The 26,397-nt window shown below is 54.9% G+C and carries 24 protein-coding genes; 14 read left to right on the top strand and 10 right to left on the bottom strand.

All coding sequences use genetic code 11. From position 1 onward, the window contains the following. Positions 1-61: 61 nt before the first annotated feature. From JKP81_RS04700 to JKP81_RS04665, 8 genes are all read left to right on the top strand, one after another. Entirely contained in the window at positions 62-427 is a 366-nt protein-coding gene (locus JKP81_RS04700; protein ID WP_200550768.1) for a helix-turn-helix domain-containing protein, read from the top strand. Positions 428-494: 67 nt separating this feature from the next. Beyond that, complete coding sequence (locus JKP81_RS04695) at positions 495-1,283, top strand: phosphotransferase (RefSeq protein ID WP_200550767.1); 789 nt, start codon at positions 495-497, stop codon at positions 1,281-1,283. A 91-nt stretch (positions 1,284-1,374) separates the two neighbouring features. After that, positions 1,375-2,280 (top strand): transcriptional regulator GcvA, encoded by a 906-nt coding sequence (gene gcvA / locus JKP81_RS04690; RefSeq protein ID WP_200551065.1) that lies wholly within the window; start codon positions 1,375-1,377, stop codon positions 2,278-2,280. A 74-nt stretch (positions 2,281-2,354) separates the two neighbouring features. Continuing rightward, positions 2,355-3,182, top strand: a complete 828-nt coding sequence (locus JKP81_RS04685; protein WP_200550766.1) for a DMT family transporter — start codon at positions 2,355-2,357, stop codon at positions 3,180-3,182. A gap of 20 nt (positions 3,183-3,202) precedes the next feature. Beyond that, positions 3,203-4,093 carry an oxidoreductase gene (locus JKP81_RS04680; protein WP_200550765.1) on the top strand — a complete coding sequence of 297 codons (891 nt, stop codon included), beginning with the start codon at positions 3,203-3,205 and terminating at the stop codon, positions 4,091-4,093. Between the two features lie 138 nt (positions 4,094-4,231). After that, entirely contained in the window at positions 4,232-6,625 is a 2,394-nt protein-coding gene (locus JKP81_RS04675; protein ID WP_200550764.1) for a phosphoketolase, read from the top strand. A 154-nt stretch (positions 6,626-6,779) separates the two neighbouring features. Beyond that, complete coding sequence (locus tag JKP81_RS04670) at positions 6,780-8,093, top strand: sodium:proton antiporter (RefSeq protein ID WP_200550763.1); 1,314 nt, start codon at positions 6,780-6,782, stop codon at positions 8,091-8,093. A gap of 89 nt (positions 8,094-8,182) precedes the next feature. Beyond that, positions 8,183-9,139 (top strand): zinc-binding alcohol dehydrogenase family protein, encoded by a 957-nt coding sequence (locus JKP81_RS04665; protein ID WP_200550762.1) that lies wholly within the window; start codon positions 8,183-8,185, stop codon positions 9,137-9,139. Here the strand turns inward: JKP81_RS04665 and JKP81_RS04660 are convergent. From JKP81_RS04660 to ycgZ, 4 genes are all read right to left on the bottom strand, one after another. Further along, positions 9,123-10,646 carry a carboxylesterase gene (locus tag JKP81_RS04660; RefSeq protein ID WP_200550761.1) on the bottom strand — a complete coding sequence of 508 codons (1,524 nt, stop codon included), beginning with the start codon at positions 10,644-10,646 and terminating at the stop codon, positions 9,123-9,125. The genes JKP81_RS04665 and JKP81_RS04660 overlap by 17 nt on opposite strands. A 260-nt stretch (positions 10,647-10,906) precedes the next feature. After that, the gene (locus JKP81_RS04655) at positions 10,907-11,185 is read right to left on the bottom strand and encodes a biofilm development regulator YmgB/AriR family protein (RefSeq protein WP_200550760.1); all 279 of its coding nucleotides are present in this window, start codon (positions 11,183-11,185) and stop codon (positions 10,907-10,909) included. A gap of 41 nt (positions 11,186-11,226) precedes the next feature. Further along, positions 11,227-11,535, bottom strand: coding sequence for a hypothetical protein (locus JKP81_RS04650; RefSeq protein ID WP_045509656.1), 309 nt, complete (start codon positions 11,533-11,535; stop codon positions 11,227-11,229). A gap of 147 nt (positions 11,536-11,682) precedes the next feature. After that, complete coding sequence (ycgZ, locus tag JKP81_RS04645) at positions 11,683-11,922, bottom strand: regulatory protein YcgZ (protein WP_200550759.1); 240 nt, start codon at positions 11,920-11,922, stop codon at positions 11,683-11,685. A gap of 333 nt (positions 11,923-12,255) precedes the next feature. Here ycgZ and JKP81_RS04640 point away from each other — a divergent pair, with 333 nt between their 5' ends. The 3 genes from JKP81_RS04640 to JKP81_RS04630 all read left to right on the top strand — a co-directional run bounded on the left by JKP81_RS04640 (position 12,256) and on the right by JKP81_RS04630 (position 15,291). Next, positions 12,256-13,479 (top strand): diguanylate phosphodiesterase, encoded by a 1,224-nt coding sequence (locus tag JKP81_RS04640; protein ID WP_200550758.1) that lies wholly within the window; start codon positions 12,256-12,258, stop codon positions 13,477-13,479. Positions 13,480-13,579: 100 nt separating this feature from the next. After that, entirely contained in the window at positions 13,580-14,326 is a 747-nt protein-coding gene (locus tag JKP81_RS04635) for a MerR family transcriptional regulator (protein ID WP_200550757.1), read from the top strand. 155 nt (positions 14,327-14,481) lie between these two features. Then, entirely contained in the window at positions 14,482-15,291 is an 810-nt protein-coding gene (locus JKP81_RS04630; protein WP_200550756.1) for a hypothetical protein, read from the top strand. A gap of 58 nt (positions 15,292-15,349) precedes the next feature. On the opposite strand, the gene JKP81_RS04625 is transcribed toward JKP81_RS04630, so the two are convergent. From JKP81_RS04625 to JKP81_RS04610, 4 genes are read right to left on the bottom strand one after another with little or no spacing between them, the layout of a single operon-like run. Continuing rightward, the gene (locus tag JKP81_RS04625) at positions 15,350-16,585 is read right to left on the bottom strand and encodes an MFS transporter (protein ID WP_200550755.1); all 1,236 of its coding nucleotides are present in this window, start codon (positions 16,583-16,585) and stop codon (positions 15,350-15,352) included. 20 nt (positions 16,586-16,605) lie between these two features. Continuing rightward, entirely contained in the window at positions 16,606-18,141 is a 1,536-nt protein-coding gene (locus JKP81_RS04620; RefSeq protein WP_200550754.1) for a DHA2 family efflux MFS transporter permease subunit, read from the bottom strand. Positions 18,142-18,151: 10 nt separating this feature from the next. Next, a complete protein-coding gene (locus tag JKP81_RS04615) occupies positions 18,152-19,330 on the bottom strand; it encodes an efflux RND transporter periplasmic adaptor subunit (protein WP_017457082.1) in 1,179 nt (392 codons plus the stop codon). Between the two features lie 22 nt (positions 19,331-19,352). Then, positions 19,353-19,808, bottom strand: a complete 456-nt coding sequence (locus JKP81_RS04610; protein WP_200550753.1) for a MarR family transcriptional regulator — start codon at positions 19,806-19,808, stop codon at positions 19,353-19,355. Between the two features lie 717 nt (positions 19,809-20,525). Between JKP81_RS04610 and JKP81_RS04605 the strand changes: the two genes are divergently transcribed. Both JKP81_RS04605 and JKP81_RS04600 read left to right on the top strand, forming a co-directional pair. Then, positions 20,526-21,032: a ferritin-like domain-containing protein gene (locus JKP81_RS04605; protein WP_200550752.1), complete on the top strand. Its 507-nt coding sequence runs from the start codon at positions 20,526-20,528 to the stop codon at positions 21,030-21,032. Positions 21,033-21,059: 27 nt separating this feature from the next. Beyond that, positions 21,060-21,935 (top strand): manganese catalase family protein, encoded by an 876-nt coding sequence (locus JKP81_RS04600; RefSeq protein ID WP_200550751.1) that lies wholly within the window; start codon positions 21,060-21,062, stop codon positions 21,933-21,935. A 36-nt stretch (positions 21,936-21,971) separates the two neighbouring features. Here the strand turns inward: JKP81_RS04600 and JKP81_RS04595 are convergent, their stop codons facing one another. Continuing rightward, positions 21,972-22,799, bottom strand: a complete 828-nt coding sequence (locus JKP81_RS04595) for an MBL fold metallo-hydrolase (RefSeq protein WP_200550750.1) — start codon at positions 22,797-22,799, stop codon at positions 21,972-21,974. Positions 22,800-22,817: 18 nt separating this feature from the next. After that, positions 22,818-23,564 (bottom strand): OBAP family protein, encoded by a 747-nt coding sequence (locus tag JKP81_RS04590; RefSeq protein ID WP_200550749.1) that lies wholly within the window; start codon positions 23,562-23,564, stop codon positions 22,818-22,820. Positions 23,565-24,187: 623 nt separating this feature from the next. Between JKP81_RS04590 and katG the strand changes: the two genes are divergently transcribed. After that, complete coding sequence (gene katG / locus JKP81_RS04585; protein ID WP_200550748.1) at positions 24,188-26,371, top strand: catalase/peroxidase HPI; 2,184 nt, start codon at positions 24,188-24,190, stop codon at positions 26,369-26,371. Positions 26,372-26,397 lie beyond the last annotated feature (26 nt).

Genomic DNA, 26,397 nt, shown 5'->3' with positions numbered 1-26,397 from the left:
GTTTTGAGGAGGAAATATTGATGGCTTCCCCAAACGCTGCGTATTAACAGCAGGTATTAATATGAGAAAAAAGTCCTCGTTATATCTGATGAGATTAACCATCCAGGATATTCTCCAGTGGATAGAGAGCAATATTGCCGAGCCGTTACCGCTTGGCGTGTTAGCGAAAAAATCCGGTTACTCTGCCTGGCATTTCCAGCGCGGTTTTAAACAAATCGCCGGCATGTCGCCTGGCGTGTATATCCGCTATCGCCGCATGATGATCGCAAAAGCGTTACTGAGCGAAACGCATCGCTCTATTACGGATATTGCGCTGCAGCTGGGTTATCAGCAGCAATCGACATTCTGCCGCGCCTTTCGCGAACAGTATCAATTAACGCCAGGACAGTATCGCCTGCGTGCTCAGGAGCAGGCGACGCAGGAGTAAACCGCTCTTCGCGTCACCACCATCCAGGCTACACTGAAACGCTCGACCAGCGCGCAAAGGAAAAGGGATGACAGCTCAGGATTTATCAAAAATGGGCGCCGCAAAGGTGGCGCTTTTTGTTGATGAACACGGCCAGCGCGTCATTGAAAAATATCCTGTCAGTGAGGTCGAGTATGCTTTCTATCAACATGCGGCGAACCGGCTCAACGCAGCAAAGATTGCCTCGCCAGGGTTGTTATTCGCCAATCCTGCGCGGCATTTATTGAGGCTTGAGTATATTCCCCACCCGGTTTCTCAGGATGCTGTGGCAGGCGATGAGATGTTAGCGATGCTGGCTCGCTTACATCGCTTTGCGCCAGACGCGGCATGGCGCTATCACACTCACAGCTGGTCAGTTTCCGCGCTGGAAAAATCGCTGGCGCTGCTGGCGTTGCCGGAACAGGCTTCGCAACAACTGCGCTGTTTTCAGCAATGTAGCGAGGGGCTCTTTCGCCATCCGGGGCTAATTTCCGGCGATAGCAATGCGGGTAACTGGGGACGACGGGATAACGGCGAGCTGGTGCTTTTCGACTGGGAGCGATTTTCCACAGGAAGCCCGGCGATCGACCTCGCCCCCCTGATAAAAGGGATGGGCGCCACACACGCCTTTCAGGCGCTTGCCGGGCGCTATTGTCGTATTTCGGGTCATGCAACACCGCGTGAACTCAGCCGGGAGATTGCCATTGCCAAAGCGTGGATTGTCACCGAAGTGGTCACGCTGCTTGCTGAGCGGCAGAAAACCGATCTTCCGCGCTATCTCGACTGGTACCGGGAAAACCTGCCAGTCTGGTTAGACAGCACCGTTACCCTGCTCTGATCGCGGTAGTTTATTGTTCGGTTCGCGTAGCTTTCACCACGGTTTCGGCATAGGGTGTTATGAGCATTAGCTCATTAACAGGAACCGAATGATGCGTGATCTTCCCCCCACTGCGACACTGCGCGCCTTTGAAGTGGCCACCCGCCACACCACCTTTACCGCGGCGGCAGAAGAGCTGTGTATTACGCAAAGTGCCGTCAGCCATCAGCTAAAAAACCTCGAGGAAATCTGGGGACTGCCGCTGTTTCAGCGCGGAAAGACCCTCAGCCTGACACCCGCCGGTGCCGCGCTCGCACCGCTGGTGCGTGAATTTTTCAGCAAACTGGAAACCACGCTGGCGGATTTGCGCGAGCAAAAAGGCCGGGTGCGGCTGCGCGTCAACACCACTTACTCTTTTGCGCTGAAATGGTTGCTCCCACGCTTGCCGGGTCTGGCGCGCTTACACCCGGAAATTCTGGTGACGCTGGAAAGCACCGATCAGGCCATTAACTTCGCCAGCACCGATGCCGATGTGGCGATCCGCTTTGGTCACGGGAATTATCCGGCGCTGCACACGGAATTTATGTTCCGCGAGCAGCTTTTCCCGGTCGCCAGCCCGGCGCTTTTGCAGCGTTTTGGCACGCCGGATGAACCTGCCGAACTGCTGCGCTACCCGCTGCTGACGCGCGATGGCGCCGATCTGGTTCCCAAATGGGACGCCTGGTTTAAGCAGGTTGGCGTAAATACGGATGTGCTGCATGAGAACGTGCGTTTCGCCGATACCAATATGACTATTGAAGCGGCATTGCTGGGCCAGGGAATTGCGCTGGCGCGCAGTGGGCACGTTGAAAAAGAGATAGCCGATGGCTCGCTGGTACGGCTTTTTGACGTCCCTTTTCCGTCGCCCGCTGCCTATTATTTTGTCTGCCCGCAGGGGATCGAAACGCAACCGCATATTGTGACTTTCCGCAGCTGGCTGTTGGCAGAATCACAACAGGCACAGCTTAATTATCGCTAAGCATGAGTATTTACTCATGGTCAAATGACGACACTTCACTTTTCATCCGGGCATGTGCTGATTAGCATCGATACATGCCCACTTACCTTGTTTTGCTGACATTATTCGCCGCGCTGCTGCATGCCAGCTGGAATACGCTCTTACGCGGCGGCACGGATCGGTTATGGTCGATGACCATCATGTGCGCGACGATAGCCCTCACCTGCGTTGCTGCCGCGCCGTTTTTACCCTTACCGGCTTATGCCAGCTGGAAATACGCGCTGCTGTCAGCGCTGCTGCATGTCGGCTATAACCTGTGTCTGGTACGCAGTTATCAGAGCGGGGATCTCGGGCAAACCTACCCGATTGCGCGGGGTTCTTCACCGCTGATGGTGACGTCGGGAGCGGCGCTGTTTGCCGGGGAAAAGATGGCCGTGAACGCGCTGGCTGGCATTGGGTTGATTTCCGGCGGTATTCTGCTGCTTGCCCTGCAACACCGCCGTCTGGCGCTGACGGGTCTGAAATATTCACTGGCCACTGGCGCGTTTATCGCCGCGTACAGCGTGGTGGATGGCATTGGTGTGCGCATCGCCGGTGATGCCATCGCCTATACCGTGTGGATGAGTGCGTTATGGGGCGTGTTGATGCCAGCGCTCTATACCTGGCTTCGCGGCGCAAAAAGTTTACTGCGCTGGCATCCCGATGTATTGCTTGCCGCGACAGGCGGACTGGTTTCGCTGCTGGCTTACGGCATCATTATTTATGCGATGGCGACCGCGCCAATGGGGGCAGTTTCAGCGCTGCGTGAAACCAGCGTTCTGTTTGCCGCACTACTGGGTTATCTGTTTCTCGGCGAAACGTTAACGCTAAGAAAAGTGCTGGCGTGTACGGTGATCGCGACCGGCACGGTAATGATTGGTTAACCACATCAGGAGAACTCACCATGTCTGATTTTCCGACAATTGCGCTGCTTGGCCCCGGGGCTATCGGCACCACTATCGCGGCGGCGCTGCATGAAGTGGGCCGTGCGCCCGTTTTATGCGGGCGTACCGCCCACCCGCAACTAATACTTCGCCACGATGAGGGGGAAATTGTGGTACCCGGCCCGGTATTGAGCGATCCGGCAGCACTGGACAAGCCGTTCGATCTGGTATTTGTGGCGGTGAAAACCACGCAGGTTGCGGACAGCGCCGCCTGGCTGGCGACGTTATGCGATGAAAACACCGTTGTATGCGCGTTGCAAAATGGCGTCGAGCAGAAAAACCAGTTGGCCCCGCTGGTTAACGGCGCAAGCGTGCTGCCGTCCGTCGTCTGGTTTCCGGCGCAGCGCGAGCCGGATGCGTCTGTCTGGTTGCGCGCCAGTCCGCGTCTGACGCTGCCGGATGTGCCGCAGGCAAAACGGGTTGCGAAAGCACTCAGCGGTACACGCTGCGCGGTGGAATTGTCAGAAGATTTTACGTCGATTGCCTGGCGCAAGCTGTTGCAGAATGCGGTCGCCGGTCTGATGGTGCTCGCCAATCGCCGTGCCGGCATGTTCTCGCGCGAGGATATTACCGCGCTGGCGCTGGCGTACCTGCGCGAATGCCTGACGGTTGCGCGGGCGGAAGGTGCGGTGCTCAGCGATAACGTGGCCCAGGAGATTGTTGACGGTTTTCACCGTGCGCCTGCGGATTTGGGGACGTCAATTCTCGCCGACCGCCAGGCGAACCGTCCGCTGGAGTGGGATATCCGTAACGGCGTGGTGCAGCGCTATGGTCGCACGCATGGCATCGCCACGCCCATCAGCGATGTGGTGGTCCCGCTGCTGGCCGCAGGCAGTGAAGGACCCGGTTGATCGTCCGGCTTTGCGCGGAAAAGGGAGCGTGAATCTGTTCATTTCGTCATCAGAAAACACGGTGTGCCAGGCTTAAAGGGAAATTTGTTCGCCTGCAAAGGCAAAACCTGGTTTACCTTCTGACGACGCGAGGAAAGCATGACACAGATATCGTCTCTCTCTGACCACGAAATTCAGCTGCTTGATCGCTACTGGCGCGCGGCCAATTATCTCTCTGTCGGGCAAATCTACCTGATGGATAACCCGCTACTGCGCGAGCCGCTCAGGCCAGAACATATCAAACCGCGCCTGCTGGGCCACTGGGGAACCACGCCGGGGCTGAATTTTATCTATGTTCATCTCAACCGCGCCATTCGCCAGCGCGATCTCGATATGATTTATATTTGCGGCCCCGGCCATGGCGGGCCAGGGATGGTGGCCAACACCTGGCTTGAGGGAAGCTACAGCGAAATTTACCCGCAGATAAGCCAGAACGCCGAGGGCATGAAGAAGCTGTTCCGCCAGTTTTCCTTCCCCGGCGGCATTCCCAGCCACGCTGCACCCGAAACGCCAGGCTCGATTAATGAAGGCGGCGAGCTGGGTTACTCACTCTCTCATGCGTTTGGCGCGGTGTTCGATAACCCGTCCCTTATCGCCGCCTGCGTGATTGGTGATGGCGAAGCGGAAACCGGCCCGCTGGCCTCCAGCTGGCACGGCATAAAATTTCTTAACGCCGCCCGCGACGGCGCGGTGCTGCCGATCCTGCACCTGAACGGATACAAAATTGCCAACCCTACGCTTCTCGGGCGCACCAGCGATGAGGATTTACACCAGCTCTTTCGCGGCTACGGCTACGAACCGCTGTTTGTCAGCGGCCATGAACCGGCAAGAATGCACCGCCAGATGGCGGAAACGCTCGAACAGGCGCTGAACAACATCCGCGACTATCAGCAACAGGCGCGAAGCGACAACGCGCAGACCACCGTGCCGCGCTGGCCGATGATCATTTTGCGCAGCCCCAAAGGCTGGACAGGCCCGCAAACTGTCGATGGTAAGAAAGTGGAGGATTTCTGGCGCGCGCACCAGGTTCCGGTCTCGTCATGCCGTGAAAACGATGAACACCGGCAACTGCTGGAAGACTGGATGCGCAGCTATCAGCCCGACGATCTTTTCGATGCATCGGGGCAACTCAAAACAGAACTACAAGCACTGGCCCCGGTAGGCGACAAACGCATGGGCGCGTCGCCGTGGGCCAACGGTGGCCGCTTACGCCGGGAGCTGGTGACACCAGAGTTGCACCACTACGCCGTCGAAGTAAGCTCACCGGGCGAGACGCAGGCAGAATCTACTGCCGCGCTGGGCGCGTACCTGGCCGCTATTTTCGAACACAACCGCGACAATTTCCGGCTGTTTGGCCCCGACGAAACGGCGTCAAACCGGTTGAGCAAAGTCTTCGACGTAACGAATCGCACCTGGCAGGAGCCGCTTAAACCCTATGATGAGCAACTGGCACGCGATGGCCGGGTGATGGAGATCCTGAGCGAACATCAATGCCAGGGCTGGCTTGAGGGCTATTTGCTGACCGGGCGTCACGGGCTGTTCAACTGCTATGAGGCGTTTATTCATATTGTCGACTCGATGTTTAACCAGCATGCGAAGTGGTTAAAAGTGACGCGCAGCCTGCCCTGGCGCGCGCCGATCTCGTCGCTCAATTACCTGCTCTCTTCGCATGTCTGGCGCCAGGATCACAATGGTTACAGCCACCAGGATCCCGGTTTTATCGATCATGTCGCCAATAAAAAAGCGGATATTGTGCGCATTTACCTGCCGCCCGATGCCAACACGCTGTTGTGTGTTGCCGACCACTGCCTGAAAACCTGGGATCGTATTAATGTCATCGTGGCGGGGAAACAGCCTGCGCCTCAGTGGCTAAATCTCGACGACGCGGCAAAACACTGCGCCGCAGGAATGGGCATCTGGCCCTGGGCCGGAAACGTGCAGCAGAACGAAACCCCGGATGTGGTGATGGCGTGCGCCGGCGATGTACCGACTATGGAAACCCTCGCGGCGGTCGATCTGCTGCGTCATTACCTGCCGGATCTGCGTATTCAGGTGGTGAACGTCGTGGATTTAATGGCGCTGCAAACCCAGGAGCAACATCCGCATGGCCTGAGCGAAGAGGCTTTCGAAGCGATTTTTACTGCTGATAAGCCGGTGATTTTTGCCTTCCACGGCTACCCGAGCCTGATTCACCGCCTCACTTATCAGCGCAATAATCACCGCCATTTTCACGTGCACGGCTTTATGGAAGAAGGCACCACCACCACGCCATTTGATATGACCGTGCTCAACGAGCTGGATCGTTTTCACCTGGCGCAGGAGGCGATTTTGCGCGTGCCGTCGTTGCAGGGCAAAGCGGATGACATCCTTGAGGTGCTGGCGCAAAAAATTGCCGCGCACCATCAGTATGTCCGTGAATATGGCGAAGACTTGCCTGAAGTGCAGAACTGGAAATGGCCATCACAGCAAGGAGAAGGCAACGTACCGGAGTAAACAGGCGTGCAACCTGCACGCGCATTTCCCGATGTATTAATCAACCAACACGCCGTTTACGAAGAGCGGCGTGTTGGTGTCGGGAAGCGCTCTGCTGGCACATCGTTTGGTAGCAGCTATACCTGTTAAGAAGATGATTTTGCTCGGGAGCTGTATGGAATATCTGGCCTGGACCGCTGCGGCGGGTTGTTTGTTGTTGTTTATGTCTCTCTCTTACGGCTGGATAAGCCGTGTCCCGGTGCCCATTTTTGGCCTCTATCTGCTGGTGGGCATCGCCTGCGGGCCGTGGATGTTGGGGCTGATTGGCATCGATATTGTTCGCCACGCCCCGCTCACCAGCCGGATAACGGAAATGGCAATGGCGGCGTCGCTTTTTATCACCGGGCTAAAAATCCGCCTGCCGCTCACCTCGCCTTACTGGCGAATGGGCATCATACTGGCGCTGCCCGCGATGCTGCTGACCATTGCCGGGATTATGCTCGCCGCCCATTTTATGGCCGATCTCTCGTGGCCATTATCGCTGGCGCTGGCGGCCATTCTCGCCCCTACCGATCCGGTGCTGGCAAGCCTGGTGGCTATCAACGATGCGCAGGATGATGACCGCCTGCGCATCGCGCTCTCCAGTGAAGCGGGTCTCAATGATGGCACCGCGCTGCCCTTTTTGATGCTGGCGCTGGTCTGGCAAAAAGCCGGTGGCGCAATCAGCGCCGATGAATGGTTTCACTGGTTGAGTGTCGATCTGCTCTGGGCGCTGGTCGGCGGGTTGGGTATCGGTTTTGTTCTCGGACGCTTAATTGGCCTGGTCGCCACACGCTCACGCCACGCGCAGGGGGAAGTGGCACCCAGCGATTTTATTGCGTTAGCGCTGATTTGCCTGAGCTTTTCGCTGGCGATGATGCTCAGCGCATCCGGTTTTCTCGCGGCGTTCGCTGCCGGTATCGGCCTGCGCAGTGCGGAGATGAGCGTACAAAAACGCCATACCAGCGAGGATGATCACGACCTGCCCGCCGAGATGCAGGTGAATCCGCATACCCGGCACGGGCTCGAAGAGCATAACCCGATCAAATCCGTGGGTCTGGTGGTGGGCGATGCGCTCTCCTTTGGCGATACCGTTGAGCGACTGCTGGCCGCCGGGCTGGTGATCGTGCTTGGTGTGACACTGTCACGCCACTGGGATGCCAACGCGCTGCTGCTGGCCTTCACCGTGTTTATCATCATCCGGCCCCTCGCCGTCTGGTTGCTGACCTGGCGTTCGGGTGAATCCGTGCTGCATCGGTTAAGTCTTGGCTGGTTGGGCATTCGCGGGATCGGCAGTCTTAATTATATCGCCTATGCCTGGACGCATGGCCTTCAGAACGCGGGAGCGATCACCGATACCGCCATCACCATCGTGACGTTAAGCGTGCTGGTACATGGGATTTCGGTCACGCCGTTACTCACCCTGCGGCGAAAACAGGAACAGCGCTGAACGTCGTCGCGAACCATCATACGCCGACATAGCGTCGCTGAGCTTGCGGCGTAGTAATGATCACCCAGACCTAAAAACAGGAGGCAACGATGAAAGCCGCACTCTATTTTCAGCCGGGGAAACCCGAAGTTTTACGTTATACCGACGTCCCCGAACCTGTTTGTGGTCCGAACGATGTGCTGATCCGCGTAGAATCCATTGCCCTTGAGGGCGGCGATGTGATTAATCGCGCCACGGCCTTCCCCGGCGCGCAAGGCTGCATTCCTGGTTATTCCGCTGCGGGTACGATTATTGAAGTCGGTGAACAGGTAAAGAATCGCCACGCAGGGCAACGCGTGGCGACGCTCGCGCTGGAAGGTTCCCATGCCCAGTACCGCGTTACGCCCGCGCAATGGTCATGGGTCATTCCCGACGGGCTGGATGTCGTTTCCGCGTCCGTTATCCCGGTAAGTTTTGGCACGGCGGCCTGGGCGCTCTTTTCACGCTTAAAGATCAAAGCTGGCGATAGTGTGCTTATCCAGGGCGGCGCAGGCGGCGTTGGGGTTGCCGCCATTCAGCTTGCGAAGGCACAAGGCGCACGCGTGCTCGCCACACTTTCCGGCGATGCCCGCGTGAGCCAACTGACCACACTCGGGCTTGATGTCGCGCTGGATTACCGCCAGCAGGATATTGTCGCCGAGGTGAAACGGCTGACAAACGCAGCCGGCGTGGATGGTGTACTCGATCTGGTTGGGTCGACACTGGAGCAATCGATCGCCTGTCTGCGTGAATGGGGAACCGTGGTGCTGGCCGGTAACGCCGGGGGAAATGCCCGCGCCGATCTGGCGGCATTGCAGCAAGCCAATCAAACAGTGAGTGGGCTTTTCTGGGGACGCGAACTTGCCCACCAGCAGGCAAGAGATTCCGTCGATACGCTGCTGATGGATGCCAGGGATAAAAAATTCAGCGTGATCATCGACAGAGAATTTTCCCTGCAAGAGGTGGTGCAAGCCCACCGCTACGCCGAGGAAAACCGCGTGCTGGGGCGCATTATTCTGCGCCCCTGACGGTTGGCAGGGGGCGAAAAGCACTAATGCACGCGGCGATATCACGCTTATCGCTGCACGCAATGCGCTGGTTTATCTGCGCCATCATCCATGGGAAAAACGGGTTGGAGCTGGCGCGCATCAGCGTATCAAGACTTACCGCCAGCGTGTTGGTTTCGCCGCGTAGCGAAAAGGCACCGAGGCTTATTCCGTATTGGTTATTCTCGGCCGGATAAAGGCCGTACAGGGAGTCATTCAGTGGAAACGGCAGCGCAATGTGCGACAGCGAAAACATCCCCGACGGCCATGCGATGTGTAAGTCCTCCTGCGTCTCCTGCATCGCTTGCGCGGGCGTCGTGCGGGCAACCGTTTCAAAACTGTTGGCGGCGGCATTGGCAATGACGATTGTCGTGTAGCGACGTGGCGGCGCGGGCAGCAGCGTGTTCACCGCTTGCCAGGATGACGGACGAAACAGCGCACCGGCATTGGCCGCCTGGTTAATATCAAATAGCACTAACTCGCTGCCGTTTGGCGGCAAATAGCGGTACAGCGCGTCGACCACCGCGCGGGCACTGACCGTGGAATCCATCACCGACTGGAACGTCAGCACCGGCGGCAAGTCTTTTATCTGTCCGCTATGCGCAGCCTGCTGGATTCGCTGCTGTAACGCCTGCGTTAACAGCCATGATTGTCGGGCGGCGTTAACCGGAAACGAATTGTATTTATATGGGTTAAATTCGGGCACCACATTAAGCCACGCCGCTTTCGCAAACGCCGGAAACGCCGCAGGCCAGCCAGCAAGCCCGGCAAAACGCGCGTAGGACGGAACACCGATCATCGGCGATAACAGAATGATTTGTTGCGGTCGGCGCAGCGCAGTGTTGCCAAGGCTATCCAGCGCATACTGAATCGCCAGCGCGCCCCCGTTCGAATAGCCGACGAGATGCAGCGGTACAGACGATCCCGCAAGCCTTGTGGCTTCTCGCACAGCCAGGCGCGCGGTCGCCAGCCATTGGTCGCGATCCACTTTCGTCAGCGCGCCCGGTGCGGTGCCGTGACCCGGCATGCGCGGCACCACCACCACAAACCCCTGCTGCTGCCAGACCTGCGCCAGGTAGCGCATACTGTAGGGCGAATCCGTCAGCCCGTGCAGTAACACCGCCGCGCCGCGAATGGTGCCTTGCGGCATCAATACTTGCGAACGGTTCCAGTTGGGTTGAAAACGTGCGGGGTAAACCTGGCTTTGCGCGTAAAACCGGTTAAGCGGTGTTTTCTCATCATCGCTAAGCGCATCCGTCAGCTGCGTTTTCATGTCGCGGAAAAGCGTGTCTTCGTGCGCCAGATAGTCGGCGAAACTGGCGTGGTCGATCGCTTTGGCAGACATTTCATCGGCAGACCAGCGGTGCCATGACTGCAACGAAGGGCCTTTTTCCGATTGATAAACGCGGCCAATAAAAAAAACGATGCCGAGCACAAGCAGCCCAACGGCAAGCTTTCTGGCAAGTGGGATGAGCTTAAAACCTAACATTGTTGCCCTTTATCGCCACAAAGTGCGGCGATGCCGTTACGAAACTGTGCACAGAGGATAGTGCCTCTTTTCAGATTGCGGCAAATCCCAAAGCCAGCAGGCAAGCGTAAAAAAACCCTGGTGTGGCAGGTGTTGGCAAATAGGTGTTTCAACAAGTAGGACCAGTAGAAGCCAATAAAGGAAGGCAAAAAACCGCTATTGGCCGATCATTGCCACCGCCTGGTTTCGCGGGCGGTGGCAATAACCCCTCGTTCCTGAGGTCAGATATCATCCGTCGTATGGTGTACAACAATTTCCAGCGTATTGCGGATAATGTCGCTTCGTACCACATCATCCGTGCTTTCGATCATCCGGATAAGTTCAAGAATCAACGCCTTATGGGTTATACGTTCATCGGCTGCAACTATGCGTCTGATGGCGACACCAAGAATGGCGGATTCCTCTGCAAGTTTTTCACCACCGCTGCGAAAATATTCCATGAGAGGAAGATCGGTAAGATTTTCGTACCCATCAGAACTTTCAAGCATAGCCTGGCTCATTTCATTACCCCATGTTGAGTGCATGCTTATCAGCACTTAAGTCAGTGTTTTTTACTACTGCCCGGCTGCTTGTTGCCAAACAGTGGATAAATGTTATCCCTGCGATCCTCATTCCATTCCATGCCTACCGCGTCTGCGCCATGGCGCATTTCGCCCAGCGTGTTATTGCTAATTTCGGCAATAATGCGCCCCAGCATCTTGCGCCGTTGGCTGTCTGGTTCACTGCTCTCCATCGAACGTAGCCGGGCTATCAGAGCCTGGGTGCTGATAGGAGAGTTGTCTTTCAGGAGCGACAACACGGCCACTCCGATAAGTTCATCTGTCAGTTGCTCTATTTCACTACTGTTCATAACTGCATCTCGGGTTGCCGCCCGTTGCCGAAGTGCAATTGCGGCATGAAGCCAATTCTCACGTGGTAGCGTTCTGCCAGAGCTTATGGCGCCCCGTGAGAATTGACTCAAATAACCAGGTGATTTATTGCGATTGGTCTTTTCATCTTAACGATCAAACAGCAAACCAATCAGCGTGTGATAGTGGCTCTCCTCTTCCGGGCCAGATGCTTTTTCAAGCCGCGACAACAATTTAGTACAAATAGCCTTACGGTTCAGATTGCGGCCTTCGGTCAGGATCTCGACAGCAATGCGTCCTAAAGTTTCTTGCTGTGTCGGCAGCGTCGCTTTCTCAAAATAGCGCGTAACCGCATTCGCTGTGTTCGGAAGGAAACCATTCTGTTGCATCTGTTAATCCTCTAAAGTCCATGAGTCAGGTAAGTACAATTAAAGTTATACAAAGATTGCTAATATGTACATAGAAATTGTACAAAATAGTTAGCCGCCTATAGAAACACCAAATAACTTTATGTTTATCATTGCCTTATAAACAAAACATGAATCTATAAGCGCACCAGATTTGTACAAATTCCCTGTATCGGTGCCTGCGTTGTTGTTAACATTTCTGCATAATCGCCTGCGGACATACGCGAACTATTTGAAAACAAATGGAATAACGGCGCGACGACCCGGGCATCCTCTGCTAAGGTAAATATTCCTAAATATCCCGCCGGAACTCCTATGCTTACCACCATCATTTACCGCAGCCACCTGCATGACCATGTCTCGTTTACGCTGCTTGAAGAGATGGTCGCAGCCGCCAATATCAAAAATAGTCAGGCCAGCGTAACGGGGATCCTGCTGTTCAATGGCACTCATTTCTTTCAACTGCTTGAAGGGCCTGAAGAAAACGTTGCGGCTATTTATCAGGACATCTGTGGCGATGATCGTCATTACAATCTGGTCGAAGTACTCAGGGACTACGCACCGTCAAGACGCTTCGGTAAAACCGGGATGGAGCTGTTCGACTTGCGCGATCACGACCGTGAAGCGGTATTGCAGACCGTGTTTGATAAAGGCACAACGCGATACCAACTGACCTACGGCGATCGCGCGTTGCAGTTCTTCCAGACCTTCGTTGAAGACAGCGAGAAAGAGTTCTACTACGAAATTCCACCGGGTGATGCCTGGGAGTTTATTGCCGATGACAACGCGATAACCCTGCCGCCAGGCGTCCCGGATAGCCATGCCGACTGCCATTTTGCTTTCCAGCCCATTGTTGATCCCTTTGCCCGCCAGATTGTCTCTGTCGAAGCGCTGCTGCGCACCCGTGTAGGCGGCTCGCCGCAGGACTGGTTCGACGATATGGCCGGGGATGATATTTACACCGCCGATTTACAAAGTAAGCGCGTCGCCTTCGCGATGGCCGCGGCGTTAAAGCTGGGTGCGCAGACGCTCTCGGTAAATTTGCTACCCATGACGCTGGTCAAGGTTCCTGGTGCCGCTGAATTTATCGTGCAGGCAATTAAAGAGTACGGGCTGGTTCCAGAACAGGTCATCGTTGAATTTAACGAAAGCGCCGTGTTTTCGTGCATTGATGCGTTTACCCAGGCGGTGAAAATGCTAAAAGGCGCCGGTATTCGCGTGGCAATCGATCACTTCGGTGCCGGGTTTGGCGGGCTGGTATTGCTGACGCAATTCCAGCCGGACCGAATCAAAATCAACCGTGCCCTGATTGCGGATGTGCATAAAAGTGGCTCCCGTCAGGCCATTGTTCAGGCGATTATCAAATGCTGTACCTCGCTGGAAATCGCCATTTCCGCCGTCGGCGTCGAGAAAGCGGAAGAGTGGATGTGGCTTGAATCGGCGGGTATTTCTCAGTTCCAGGGGCATCTTTTCGCGCGCCCGGATTTAAACGGTATTCCGGCTGTAGCCTGGCCAGAAAAAAGAGATGAGATGATATAAGCTGTGCAGCGAAGTTGTACAAAAAAGGATTTGTACAACTTTGCAAAGTTAACTTAGTCTGTGAAAAGAGCACACTGGCGTTAAAGAGTACGAGGGAGCTATGGCTTTTTATAGTATCGGCGAGGTTGCCGAACGCTGCGGGATAAACCCGGTCACACTACGCGCATGGCAGCGTCGCTATGGGCTGTTAAAACCGCAGCGCAGTGAAGGCGGTCATCGTCAGTTCGATGAGTCGGATATTCAGCGCATTGTGGAGATCAAGCGCTGGATCGATAACGGCATTTCCGTAAGCAAAGTTAAGGCCTTGCTCGACGACAACAAATTCGCCGGGGAAACAAGCTGGGCATCACTGCAGGAAGAGTTGATGTCCATGTTGCGACAAGTGAATCCCTCCCGGCTACGCGCAACTCTTCACGCGTTGAGTCAGACACACGCGGCGGATGTACTTATCGACGATATTCTGGTGCCGGTACGCCAGCGGCTCAGTCGTGATAAAAATACCGCGCGCGTGGTGTTAAGCCTGCTGGACGGCGTGTTAGTGGAGTTCGCCGCGTCAGGCATCGCCACCGCGCGTGAACAGGCAGCAAAAACGGCACTGCTGATCGCCTGGGGAAATGACGACCGCACCCATTTATGGCTCGAAGCATGGCGCTTGTCACAGCAGGGCTGGCGTATCGATGTTCTCGCCGAACCGCTCGACTCCCCTCACCCGGAATTTTTTCCCGGCCAGCATCTGTTTGTCTGGACCGGCAAACCGCTCACGCGCAGCCAGGCGCAGCAGCTTACCCATTGGCGCGAACAGGGTTTTGCTATCGCTCACCATAGCGGCAAAGCAGAAAGCGTCTGAGACTGGCGTTCAATTGAGCCTTGCTTCTCTGCCGCTGACGCTTTGCAGAACGTGTTTTGCCCCCACTACTCCTGATGATCGCGCGGATCATCAGCACTGGTTATAATCTCCTCGCCAGTGAAATCAGGAAAATAATGTTAATGAGGGGGAGCGTTGTGGCAGATAAAGCACCAGATTCAGGGTTGAAGGAACAGATAACAGATTTTGCCAGTCACGTTATTTCCAGCCGATTAAAAGGGCCGTTGTATATCTATTTATTGTGCTCACTGGTCGCGTTTAACTGGAAGCATATATTACTTATCGCCATGTCGGATGAGAAAATAGAAACCCTTCTTAAAAACATCACCAGCACTTACCATTTCTCGCACAATTATTTTTACTGGCCGCTGGTGGTGGGTTTTGGCATGTCGTTAGCCATGCCGGTACTGGATTTTACTGTTAATTTCTTCTCCTCGTTTGTACGCATTGGTGTTAACTGGTCAGATCGCGTCGCAAATGCCGTATGGCAATGGATTCTGCAACGTATAAACGCAGGCAGAACAAAGACATTGAGAAAAACTCAGGCGCTTGAAGCTGATCTTGCAAAAGCCCAATTTCAACTTGATAACGCCCAAAAATCACTCAGCAATACCCGACAACTCTCCTCCTCTGTTCGCCAGGAAATTATTTCGCTTGCCGCGCGGCTGGTTGTCATTTCCGGGAATATAAGCACTAACCTGGCAGAATTAAATGACCCTGATAAGATTCTGAACACCATTCATAAATTTTTCGATTTTGAAGAATATAACTCAGCGCGTGCGCTGGCGGAGAGAATCTATATTTCGAATGGTTCCGCAGAATTTATAGAGGCATTGTCACGCACAACACACCCGCTGGCTGAAGATGAAATCGCTAAGATAATGGCGTTTTTGAATCTTCCCACCGCCACTGACGTAGAGAACGAACCCGCTACTGCTCAGGGTTAACCATCCTGCAGGCATTATTTCCCCTGAACAGAGCCCGGTGTAAACCGGGCTAATTACGCTACCCCATATCACTTTCCAGCCGCTGGCGGTGGCGCAAACCGGGGAACCACTTCATCCAGAGGGCTACCACAATCAACGTGCCGATACCGCCAATCGCCGCCGCAGGCACCGCACCAAGCCATGCCGCCAGCATGCCGGATTCAAACTCGCCGAGCTGGTTAGAGGTGTTGATAAAAATGGAGTTAACCGCGTTAACCCGCCCGCGCATATCGTCTGGCGTATCAAGTTGCACCAGCGAACCGCGGATCACCATACTCACCATGTCGAAACCGCCGAGCGCGAACAGCGCCAGCAGCGACAGCCACATCCAGCTTGAGAAGGCGAACACCAGCGTCGCCACGCCAAACCCCGCCACGCACATAAACATGATCATGCCGACATTGCGCGTCAGCGCGCGATGGCTTAACCAGAAACCCACCAGCAGTGCACCAACGGCTGGCGCACTGCGCAGCAATCCCAGACCGAGCGGCCCGGTATGCAGCACATCATGGGCGAAAATAGGCAGCAGCGCGGTCGCACCGCCGAGCAATACGGCAAACAGGTCGAGCGAAATCACCCCCAGCACATCCGGGCGATTACGGATAAACCCAACGCCAGCGAACAGCGAAGATAACGTCGCCGGCGTGCGCGGCGGCTGCGCCTGTTCATAACGCAGGGTCATCACCAGCAGCAGCGACACCAGATAAAGCCCGGCGGTAACGCTGTACACCACATCGGCTCCCGCCGCGTAGAGAAAACCGCCCAGCGCCGGGCCGACAATCTGCGCCGCCTGGCCGGAAACCGCATTCGCTGCCGTTGCGCGCGGCAAAATAGAGAGCGGCACCAGCGCCGGCAACATCGAAACCATCGATGGCGACTCAATGGTTTTGGCGCAAGAGATAACAAAGATAAGCGACAAAATCACCCACACGCTGGCATCGCCCTGCCACGTTAACCACGCCAGCGCGGCAATAGCCAGCCACTCGAAAACCTGCGCCAGCAGCACCACGCGACGGCGATCAAACTGGTCAGCGATATGCCCGGCAGGCAGCGCCAGCGTCAACGAAGGAATAAACTGCACCAGACCAATCATCCCCAGCCAGAACGCGCTCTGAGTCTGGGAGTAAATTTGCCAGCCGACGATGATAGATAACATCTGAAAACCGAAGCTGGAGCTGGTTCGCGCCAGCCAGAAGGCGACAAACGAACGATGCTGCAATAAACGACCATCACTACCTGGTAACACCGGAGCCATACGTTATTCCATCTCTGTTATTAGTGTCCTGCCGACGGCGCGCCCGGCGCACCGGAACGCACAAACGGCGGGCGGGCAAACCAAATCACCACAACCAGCGCCATGAAACCCCAGCCCAACAGCCAGAAATAGTCGATAGTCGACAGCATATACGCCTGTTGCTCAATGGTTTTATCCACCGCCGCCAGATGTTGCTGCGTCACGCCGCCCATTTTATGCAGATAATCAGTGGCGGCCGGGTTATACACGGAGACGCTTTCCGTCAGGTTGGCATGATGGTAAACCTCACGCCGCGACCAGATCCAGGTGGTGAGCGACGAAGCAAACGAGCCGCCCAATACACGGAAAAAGGTCGCCAGCCCGGATCCTTCCGCCACTTCGGCACCGTGCAGATTCGACAGCACAATGGTGGTGATCGGCATAAAGAAAAACGCCACGCCGATCCCCATAAACATCTGCACTTCCGCCACGGTGCGAAAATCGACGCTGGTATTAAACTGCGCACGAATAAGGCAGGATGCGCCCATCGTCAGAAATGACAACGACGCCAGCAGGCGCAGATCCACTTTATGGGCATAGCGGCCAATAAACGGTGTTAACAGCAGCGGTAAAAAGCCCATCGGCGCGGCGGCAAGCCCGGCCCAGATGGCGGTATAACCCATCTGGGTTTGCAGCCACTGCGGCAGAATAATGTTAATGGCGAAAAAAGCCGCGTAGCCAAGCGTCAGCGTCGCGGTGCCGATGGCGAAGTTGCGATCTTTAAACAGCCGCAGGTTCACAATCGGGTGCTGCTCCCCCAGTTCCCAGATGACAAACGACACCAGCGCAATGGCGGAAAGCACCGACATGACAATGATTTCCGTGGCGTTGAACCAGTCCATGTCGTTGCCTTTGTCCAGCACTACCTGCAACAAGCCCACGCCGAGCACCAGCAGAGCAATGCCGATGTAATCAATCGGCGAGTGGGAAGTGGTCTCTTCGCGCTCGCGCAGCTGCGTCCAGACCACAATGGCGGCGAAAATCCCAATCGGCACGTTGATATAGAAGATCCACGGCCACGAGTAATTGTCGGTGATCCAGCCGCCGGTAATCGGCCCGACAATCGGTGCAACCACGGTCACCATCGACAACAACGCCAGCGCCATGCTGCGTTTGCTGGTCGGAAAAATCACCAGCAACAGCGTCTGGCACATCGGGAACATCGGCCCGGCGAAGAAGCCCTGCAGCGCGCGGAAGATAATCAGCTCGGTCATGCTGTGGGCAAACCCGCACAGGAACGAGGTCAGGGTAAACAGCGCTACCGAACCGACAAACAGCTTGAGCTGACCAAACCGGCGGGTAAACCAGCCGGTCAGCGGCAGCGCAATGGCGTTGCACACCGCGAACGAGGTAATAACCCAGGTGCCCTGATCCGAACTGACGCCAAGGTTACCGGCGATGGTCGGCAGCGCAACGTTCGCGATGGTGGTATCCAGCACCTGCATAAAGGTCGCCAGCGACAGCGCAATCGTCGCCAGCAGCAGGCTGGGTGGCGTAAACGCCGACTTATCTTGCATAACGTCTCTCTTAGCGGGCGTTTGACGCTACCGCCTGGCTGTTGTCATGAAGAATTTTCGCCACCAGCTGATCGGCGTTGTCCAGTGCGTTCTGGTAAACGTCGGTGGTGAAGCGCGGCGCCGCAACCGTTTTGGGCGGCAGCAGATCGCCATCGGGGTTACGAATATCCACGCGGGCAAACATTGACAGCCCCACGCGCAGCGGGTGTTTTTGCATATCATGCGGGTCAAGCGTGATGCGCACCGGCAAACGCTGGATGATCTTGATCCAGTTCCCGCTGGCATTTTGCGCCGGCAGCAGCGAAAACGCACTGCCGGTGCCGATGCCCAGGCTCTCAATGGTGCCGTGGTATTCCACATCATCACCATAGAGATCGGCAGTCAGCGTCACTTTCTGCCCCAGACGCATGGTGTTCATCTGGCTCTCTTTAAAGTTGGCATCCACCCAGACCTGATCCAGCGGCACAATCGACATCAGCGTGGTGCCGGAATCGACGCGCATCCCCAGTTGCACCGCGCGTTTCGCGACAAAGCCGCTGACCGGCGCAACAATGGTGCTGCGCGCGTTATCAAGGTAACGCTGGCGCAACGTGGCAATTGCGCTTTTGATTTCCGGGTGGCTGTCGATAACCGTGTCATCGGTCATCGCCAGGTTGGTGCTTAACGCCTGTTGCGCCGCCGCCAGATCGCTTTTCGCCGTGGCGACTGCATCGCGGTAATGCGCTAAATCCTCAACGGAAATCGCGCCGCTGGTGGCGATTTTTTGCCGACGCGCATAGTCGTTCTGCGCAGTTTGCAGTGCGGTTTGTTTCGCCGCGACCTGCGCACGGTAGTTATCGACCGTGCTGTACAAGCCACGCACCTGGCGCACGGTGCTGGCCAGGTTCGCTTCTGCCTGTTGCAGGGCGATTTCGGTGTCACTCGGATCCAGCAACACCAACGGCTGCCCTTTTTCGACGTAATCGCCTTCATCAACGGAAACCTGCGTCACCGTCCCGCCGATTTGCGGCGTTAAGGTCACCAGATTGGCGTTGACATACGCATCGTCGGTGCTTTCGTAATAACGGGCATATAACAGATACCAGGCCAGACAGCCTGCGGCGATAAGCAGCAAAACAACGAACAGGATAGCGAAGTTGCGCTTGCGTTTGCTCGGCGCACGTTCGGGTTGTGCAGATGAAGTTTGCATCTTGATACCTTTTCAGGACAGCTTAGCGATGTGGGCGGGTTGCCTCGTCCGGCAACATTTTTATCAGGAGTTCAACCAGCAGCCGTGACTCATCGGCGGTCAGGCGGCTGGTCAGCGTACTGAGAATCGAGGCCAGCGCCTCATTTTGAAAACGATCACAAATCACTCGCCCTTTGTCGGTCAGTTCGAGAATGACCTGACGTTTATCTTCCGGGTTGGTGGTGCGCACAATCAGATCGCGCTTGACCATGCGTTCAAGCATCCGGCTCATCGCTCCGGCGTCCATCAGCAGATTTTTGCTTACTTCAACCGGGCTATTAAAGCCTTTATAGATACTTATCAATACCTTGAACTGCGCGGCGGTGATATCCGTAGCAGAAAAGTACTGGCTAATAAGCTGGTCTTTGAACTGGTTTGCCAGATGAATCAACAAACCGAGATGAAGTTTAGGGTTGGGAATATCCGCAGCGTTGGTCATGATATTTGCCTGGTCAATAATTACAAATGAAATTACTGACCAGGCAGTTAACTGTCAATGAATTGTCAAGATAAGCGCACGTTTTGTCAGTTCTCACTGCTGCGCTTAGCTGCCTTACCCATTCTCCCTTGCCGCAAGCGCAACGGGATAAAAACCTCCCAACGTTCGCTTTTGATGGCGCGTTCTATTACGGGTTTAACGGCCTGTTTTCGCCTCTTTCCCTTTTTGGGCACCCTATCGCGTTGAGATAGTTCTTAAACACACTGGTTCTACCGATATTAGCCGCCTGCTGAACGTAAAGAAATGTCAAAAAAAGCCACTAAAAAGTCAGCAATACCTGCCAAAAATGAGTGATAGTGACGCGTGTGATTAATGAAAACGAAAGTGCATTCCGTTAACTCCTTAATATTTAGGAAGATTTATTTTTAAAACAATAATCACAAGCGAAGCGGTGTGCCGAAAATATATTCAATTAAATCTGTTTACGCCTCGGTTTGACTAAATAAGGTCAGTGTCTAAATTTAATATCAAGCGATACACGTTAGCATGAAAATATAAAGCAGTAAGGATATCAGGATTACTATTTATCTATTTTATTTACCTCGCGTTAATAAACGCCGCACAACTTCCCCTGATATTACTTATTAATCGTATACCTGCTGATTACAGCGGCAGTGTCCCCTTTTTCTTATCCACTCAACCCTGAAAGGATTAGATATGGCGCCTCAAGAAAATTATCACGACTGGTTACGCGATGCACATGCAATGGAAAAACAAGCTGAGTCAATGCTTAATGCCATGAGTAGCCGTATCGATAATTACCCCGATTTACGCGCAAGAATCGAGCAGCATTTAACGGAAACACAAGGGCAAATAAAATTGCTGGAAACGGTGATGGATCGTAATGATATTAACCGTTCGCTAATGAAAGATGCCACCAGCAAAATGGCAGCGATGGGTCAATCATTTGGCGGCATGTTTGCACCGGATGAAATCGTTAAAGGCGCAATCAGTAGCTACGTCTTCGAGCAATTTGAAATTGCCTGTTATACCTCGCTTATTGCTGCGGCTGAAAAAGCCGGTGACAGCGCCAGCATCGATATATTCAAACAGATCCTGGCCCAGGAAAAAGCGATGGCCGAATGGGCAATCAATCATATTCCGGATGTGACAGAACAATTTTTGCTGCGTAGCGCAGCGGAAGGCGTGGAAGCTAAAAAATAATAATTTTGACTTTTCAGGAGGCAAGCAATGTTTCGTCATGTAAAACAACTGCAATATACCGTGCGCGTCAGTGAACCGAACCCAGGGCTGGCCAACCTGCTGCTTGAACAGTTTGGCGGCCCGCAAGGGGAACTGGCGGCGGCATGCCGCTATTTCACTCAGGGGCTGGGTGATGAAGACGCCGGTCGCAAAGAGATGTTGATGGACATCGCGACAGAAGAATTGAGCCATCTGGAAATTATCGGTTCACTGGTAGGTATGCTCAATAAAGGGGCGAAAGGTGAGCTGGCAGAAGGCACCGAAAGTGAAGCGGAGCTGTACCGTTCGTTAACCGAAAACGGTAATGACAGCCATATTACGTCGCTGCTTTACGGCGGTGGCCCCGCGCTAACCAATTCCGCCGGCGTCCCATGGACAGCGGCTTATGTTGATACCATCGGTGAAGTGACCGCCGATTTGCGTTCGAATATCGCCGCCGAAGCGCGCGCGAAAATCATTTATGAGCGCTTAATCAATGTCACCGACGATCCGGGGGTCAAAGATGCGTTAGGTTTCCTGATGACGCGTGAAGCCGCGCATATGCTCTCTTTTGAAAAAGCGCTCTACTCGATTCGCAATAATTTCCCGCCAGGAAAATTACCGCCAATCGAACAGTACACCAACGTCTACTACAACATGTCGGAAGGTGACGATCCGCGCGGTAGCTGGAACAGCGATGAGAACTTTGAGTATGTCGCCGATCCACAACCGGCTGTCGATGGCGGTGACGGTTCCGCTACCACCACGCTCAGCCCGGAACAACTGGCGCTGGTAAAAGCGATGGCAGAACGCACCAAATCCGATCCGAATGTTGATCCGCTCACCGGTGCCGAACTCGGCTACGGTGAACCGCAGCCGAAATAAGCTCCCCGAAAGCATCTGCCCTGCAGATGCTTTTTTTTATCTATTTTGTAAGGCACGCAACTCCTGCGCATCGTGGCTGCAAAACAGCCGCACATCTTCTCCATGCGTTAGCGCCAGTTCACGCAGACGTTGCTGGTTGACCCTCCTGGCACCGTTATCCATCGCCATCATCCATTGGTAAAAACGCAGACCCGGCGTGCAGTGGCGTTCCGGCTGCCCGATTTCACCCCGGTAAAACCATGCATCGCCGCCGTGCAGTAACCAGCCATCGGAATGCTGAATGGCGACCCCGGCATGACCCAACGTGTGACCTGCGAGCGGAATGAGCAAAATCTCCGGCGGCAACCCACGCAGCGCCGTCACGGCATCAAAGCCGAACCATTTTTCCCCTTCGGCGGCATAACCCTGCCAGCCAGAAACACCCTGCCACTGGCCAGGCCGATAGCGCTCGCGAGTTAGCCAGCTGTGCCGCTGCTGCGCAGTGTCGATTTCGCGCTGTAAAAGATGGATTTGCGCCTGCGGAAAATCGGTCAGGCCGCCTGCGTGATCAAAATCCAGATGGGTTAACACAATATGCCGCACATCTTCAGCCTGAAACCCCAACGCTTTAACCTGTGCCAGCGCCGTTAAGCTTTCCCGGTGCTGGATGTTGTTCAACAGGCGAAAAAAAGCCGGGATATTTCGCCGGGGCTGGCGCGTATCGGTGGTGCCGAACCCGGTATCCACCAGCACCAGACCGTGGCTTTGCGTTTCCAGCAGCAGGCAGTGACACGCCAGATGCGCATGCACACCTTTGCTGAAACCGTCATACAACGCGCCGCCGATTGGGCACATACAGCCGCAATTAAGATGATGAATAATCACGTTTGCCCTCCGCGAGCGTTATTCATGTGCATGCGTACCTTCAGAGAGATTAACGGGCTTGATTTGAATCACCTGCCCTTGTTCCCAGGCATCCGCGCCCTGCGCCACCGGATGCGCTGGCAGGTCTTTGCGCTGCTGCCTGATAGCCGACGTGTTCACATCAAAACGGCGATCGCGGTCGGTAAGCAGCGCCGGATTAAGTTGCCCATCCTGGGTAAATCCCATCATTAACGCCGGCACGCCCAGCGGCAACGTCTGGTCACGTTCAGTGTGCCAGGTATGCCAGGTCTTGCCGTAGGTATTAACGATATTGCTCATCAGGGCTTTTTCCGCGACAGCGGGTAAACCCGGCGCAATAAGCGAGCCGGATTTCACTTCATAGCGGTGGCTATGCCAGAGTTTTTTCTCCTCGGGCGGCAGTGTTTTAAAAAGCCGTTCACTGATGATGTATTCCACGCCCATCAGTCGTGCATTCGCGGTATTACCGTCGTAAATCACCGCCTGCATAACATCGTTATTTAACACGGTGACATAGTGATGGGCTTCCATTTGTCCTTGCCGATCGCCGTTATAAAAATGAAAGCCATCAAGGTAAGCACTTATTGCCTCAATCGGCGGGCGAGATTGTATTAGCGCTGCGCCTGTTTCGAGGGTTTTCATTTTTCCGGAGGTTTTCTCGCCAGGTATAGCCGTTTGCGGTGCGCTATTATTGGCGCCACAGCCAACAAGCATCAGAGGAATAATAAGATGTAAAGCCAGACGCATTGATCTTTTTCCTTAAAATCAGGTGGAATAATCAGGTTAGCGTATGCTGCGTATTCGGCCAGTTATATTGCAATTATGTCTGGCTACATCGTTATTAGCTAAACGGTAAAAAATATCATACTGCGGTTAAGATTATCCGCAACTCCGCCTCGACAACGGCAAATAAAAGCGTTGCCTTACTGTATTGCTTATTGAGTAAACGCAACGAAAGGCATTTTCGACCTCTCGTGTTTATTAGCCATGCCGTTTCGGTCGATTAAATTAACACTGTGCAGAAAAACATCAGCGAATTATTCCGGGTGAAGTTATGGATATATTTTAATAAAACCTCGGCGTTTAAGTTCAGCGCAACAAATTCACACCTTTTTGAGGCATTTCCAGGTAGCGCCTGCTGTACCGGGGTTACATCGTCACAAAAAATGCGCTGCGCCCTGAAAAAAACCGTAACGGTAGTAATGGAATTGCTAAGGTTTAGGAGTGGGTAGCGCAGTTAAGCGATTTGCGTCAAGTTTTTACCATTTTATAGAAAGGTATTAGCTATCAAATCTGTAGATTCATTCAAATACCTTTATCAGGAAGCAGTGTATATCGTAACGACAGAACACAAGCAAATGGAGCCCGATATGAGCACGTCAGACGATCAATCCCTCTCGTCATCCGTCGAGAAATGCCCCTTTCATAACAAAAGCAGCGAAAAAAGTGCAGGCCCGGTAACCGGTAATCGCGACTGGTGGCCTAACCAGTTGCGCGTCGATTTGCTAAACCAACACTCCAACCGTTCTAACCCGCTGGGTGAAAACTTTAACTACCGTGAAGAGTTCAAAAAGCTCGATTACTCCGCCCTGAAAGCCGACATCCGCGGTGTGCTGACCGACTCCCAGGAGTGGTGGCCAGCAGACTGGGGCAGCTATATCGGCTTGTTCATTCGCATGGCCTGGCACAGCGCGGGCACCTATCGCACCGTTGATGGACGCGGCGGTTCTGGCCGTGGCCAGCAACGCTTCGCGCCGCTCAACTCGTGGCCGGATAACGTCAGCCTTGATAAAGCGCGTCGTCTGCTGTGGCCGGTGAAACAGAAATATGGTCAACAAATCTCCTGGGCCGATCTGATTATTCTGGCGGGCAACGTAGCGCTGGAAAATGCCGGCTTCCGCACTTTCGGTTTTGGTGCCGGGCGTGAAGATGTCTGGGAACCGGATATGGATGTCGACTGGGGTAATGAAAAAGAGTGGTTAAGCCACCGCCACCCGGAAAGCCTGGCGCAGGCCGCCATTGGCGCCACCGAGATGGGGCTGATTTACGTAAACCCGGAAGGCCCGAACGCCAGTGGCGAGCCGGTTTCTGCCGCCTCTGCCATTCGTGCCACCTTCGGCAATATGGGCATGAACGATGAAGAGACCGTCGCGCTGATCGCCGGTGGTCATACGCTGGGCAAAACCCACGGTGCCTCCACGCCGGATAATCATGTCGGGCCAGAGCCGGAAGCCGCGCCGCTGGAAGCGCAGGGTTTGGGCTGGATGAGCAGCTACGGTAGCGGTGCAGGCGCAGATGCCATCACTTCCGGTCTGGAAGTGGCCTGGACGCAAACGCCGACCCAGTGGAGTAACTACTTCTTCGAAAACCTGTTCAAATACGAGTGGGTGCAAACCCGCAGCCCGGCGGGTGCTATCCAGTTTGAAGCGAAAGACGCGCCGGAAGTTATCCCGGATCCGTTCAACCCGGAGAAAAAACGCAAACCCACCATGCTGGTGACCGATTTGACGCTGCGTTTCGACCCGGAATTCGAAAAAATTTCGCGCCGTTTCCTCAACGATCCGCAAGCGTTTAATGAGGCCTTTGCCCGCGCATGGTTCAAACTGACCCACCGCGATATGGGGCCAAAATCACGCTACATTGGCCCGGAAGTGCCAAACGAAGATCTGATTTGGCAGGATCCGCTGCCAGCGGCGGTACATCAGCCGAACGGTGCGGATATCGCTAACCTGAAAGCGGCGATTGCCGAATCCGGCTTGTCGGTGAGCGAACTGATTTCGGTCGCCTGGGCGTCTGCCTCCACCTTCCGTGGCGGTGATAAACGCGGTGGTGCGAACGGCGCGCGTCTTGCGCTGGCACCGCAAAACGGCTGGGAAGTGAACGCCATCGCCGCGAAGGCCCTGCCCGCGTTGCAAAGCATTCAGAAAACGCTGGCGAAAGCCTCGCTGGCGGATGTGATTGTGCTGGCGGGCGTGGTTGGCGTTGAGAAAGCAGCGGCAGCGGCCGGTGTGCAGGTTAATGTGCCGTTTACGCCGGGACGTGTTGATGCGCGTCAGGATCAAACCGATGTGGACTCCTTTGCACTGATGGAACCGCTGGCCGATGGTTTCCGCAACTATCGCCGCGTGTGGGATGGTATCAGCACCGAAACGCTGCTGATTGATAAAGCGCAGCAACTGACGCTCACCGCCCCGGAAATGACCGCGCTGGTTGGCGGCCTGCGCGTGCTGGGTGCGAACTATGACGGCAGCAAGCACGGCGTCTTTACCGACCAGCCTGGCGTGCTGAGCACCGATTTCTTCGTTAACCTGCTGGATATGCGCACCGCATGGAAAGCCGCCGACGAGAAATCAGAGCTGTTTGAAGGCCGCGATCGTAAAAGCGGTGAAGTGAAATACACCGCCACGCGCGCCGACCTGGTGTTTGGCTCTAACTCGGTACTGCGCGCGCTGGCCGAAGTTTATGCCAGCGCCGACGGCAAACAGAAATTCGTCACCGACTTTGTTGCCGCCTGGACAAAAGTGATGAACCTCGATCGCTTCGACCTGCTGTAATCTCACGCTTTATCCTCAAGCCTGCG

Origin of the sequence: Kosakonia sp. LAM2021, assembly GCF_016620385.1 — a bacterium.
GTDB classification, from domain to species: Bacteria; Pseudomonadota; Gammaproteobacteria; order Enterobacterales; family Enterobacteriaceae; genus Kosakonia; species Kosakonia sacchari.
The sequence above is the reverse complement of the archived record's forward strand: the minus strand, read 5'-3'. Positions and strand labels throughout refer to the sequence as shown.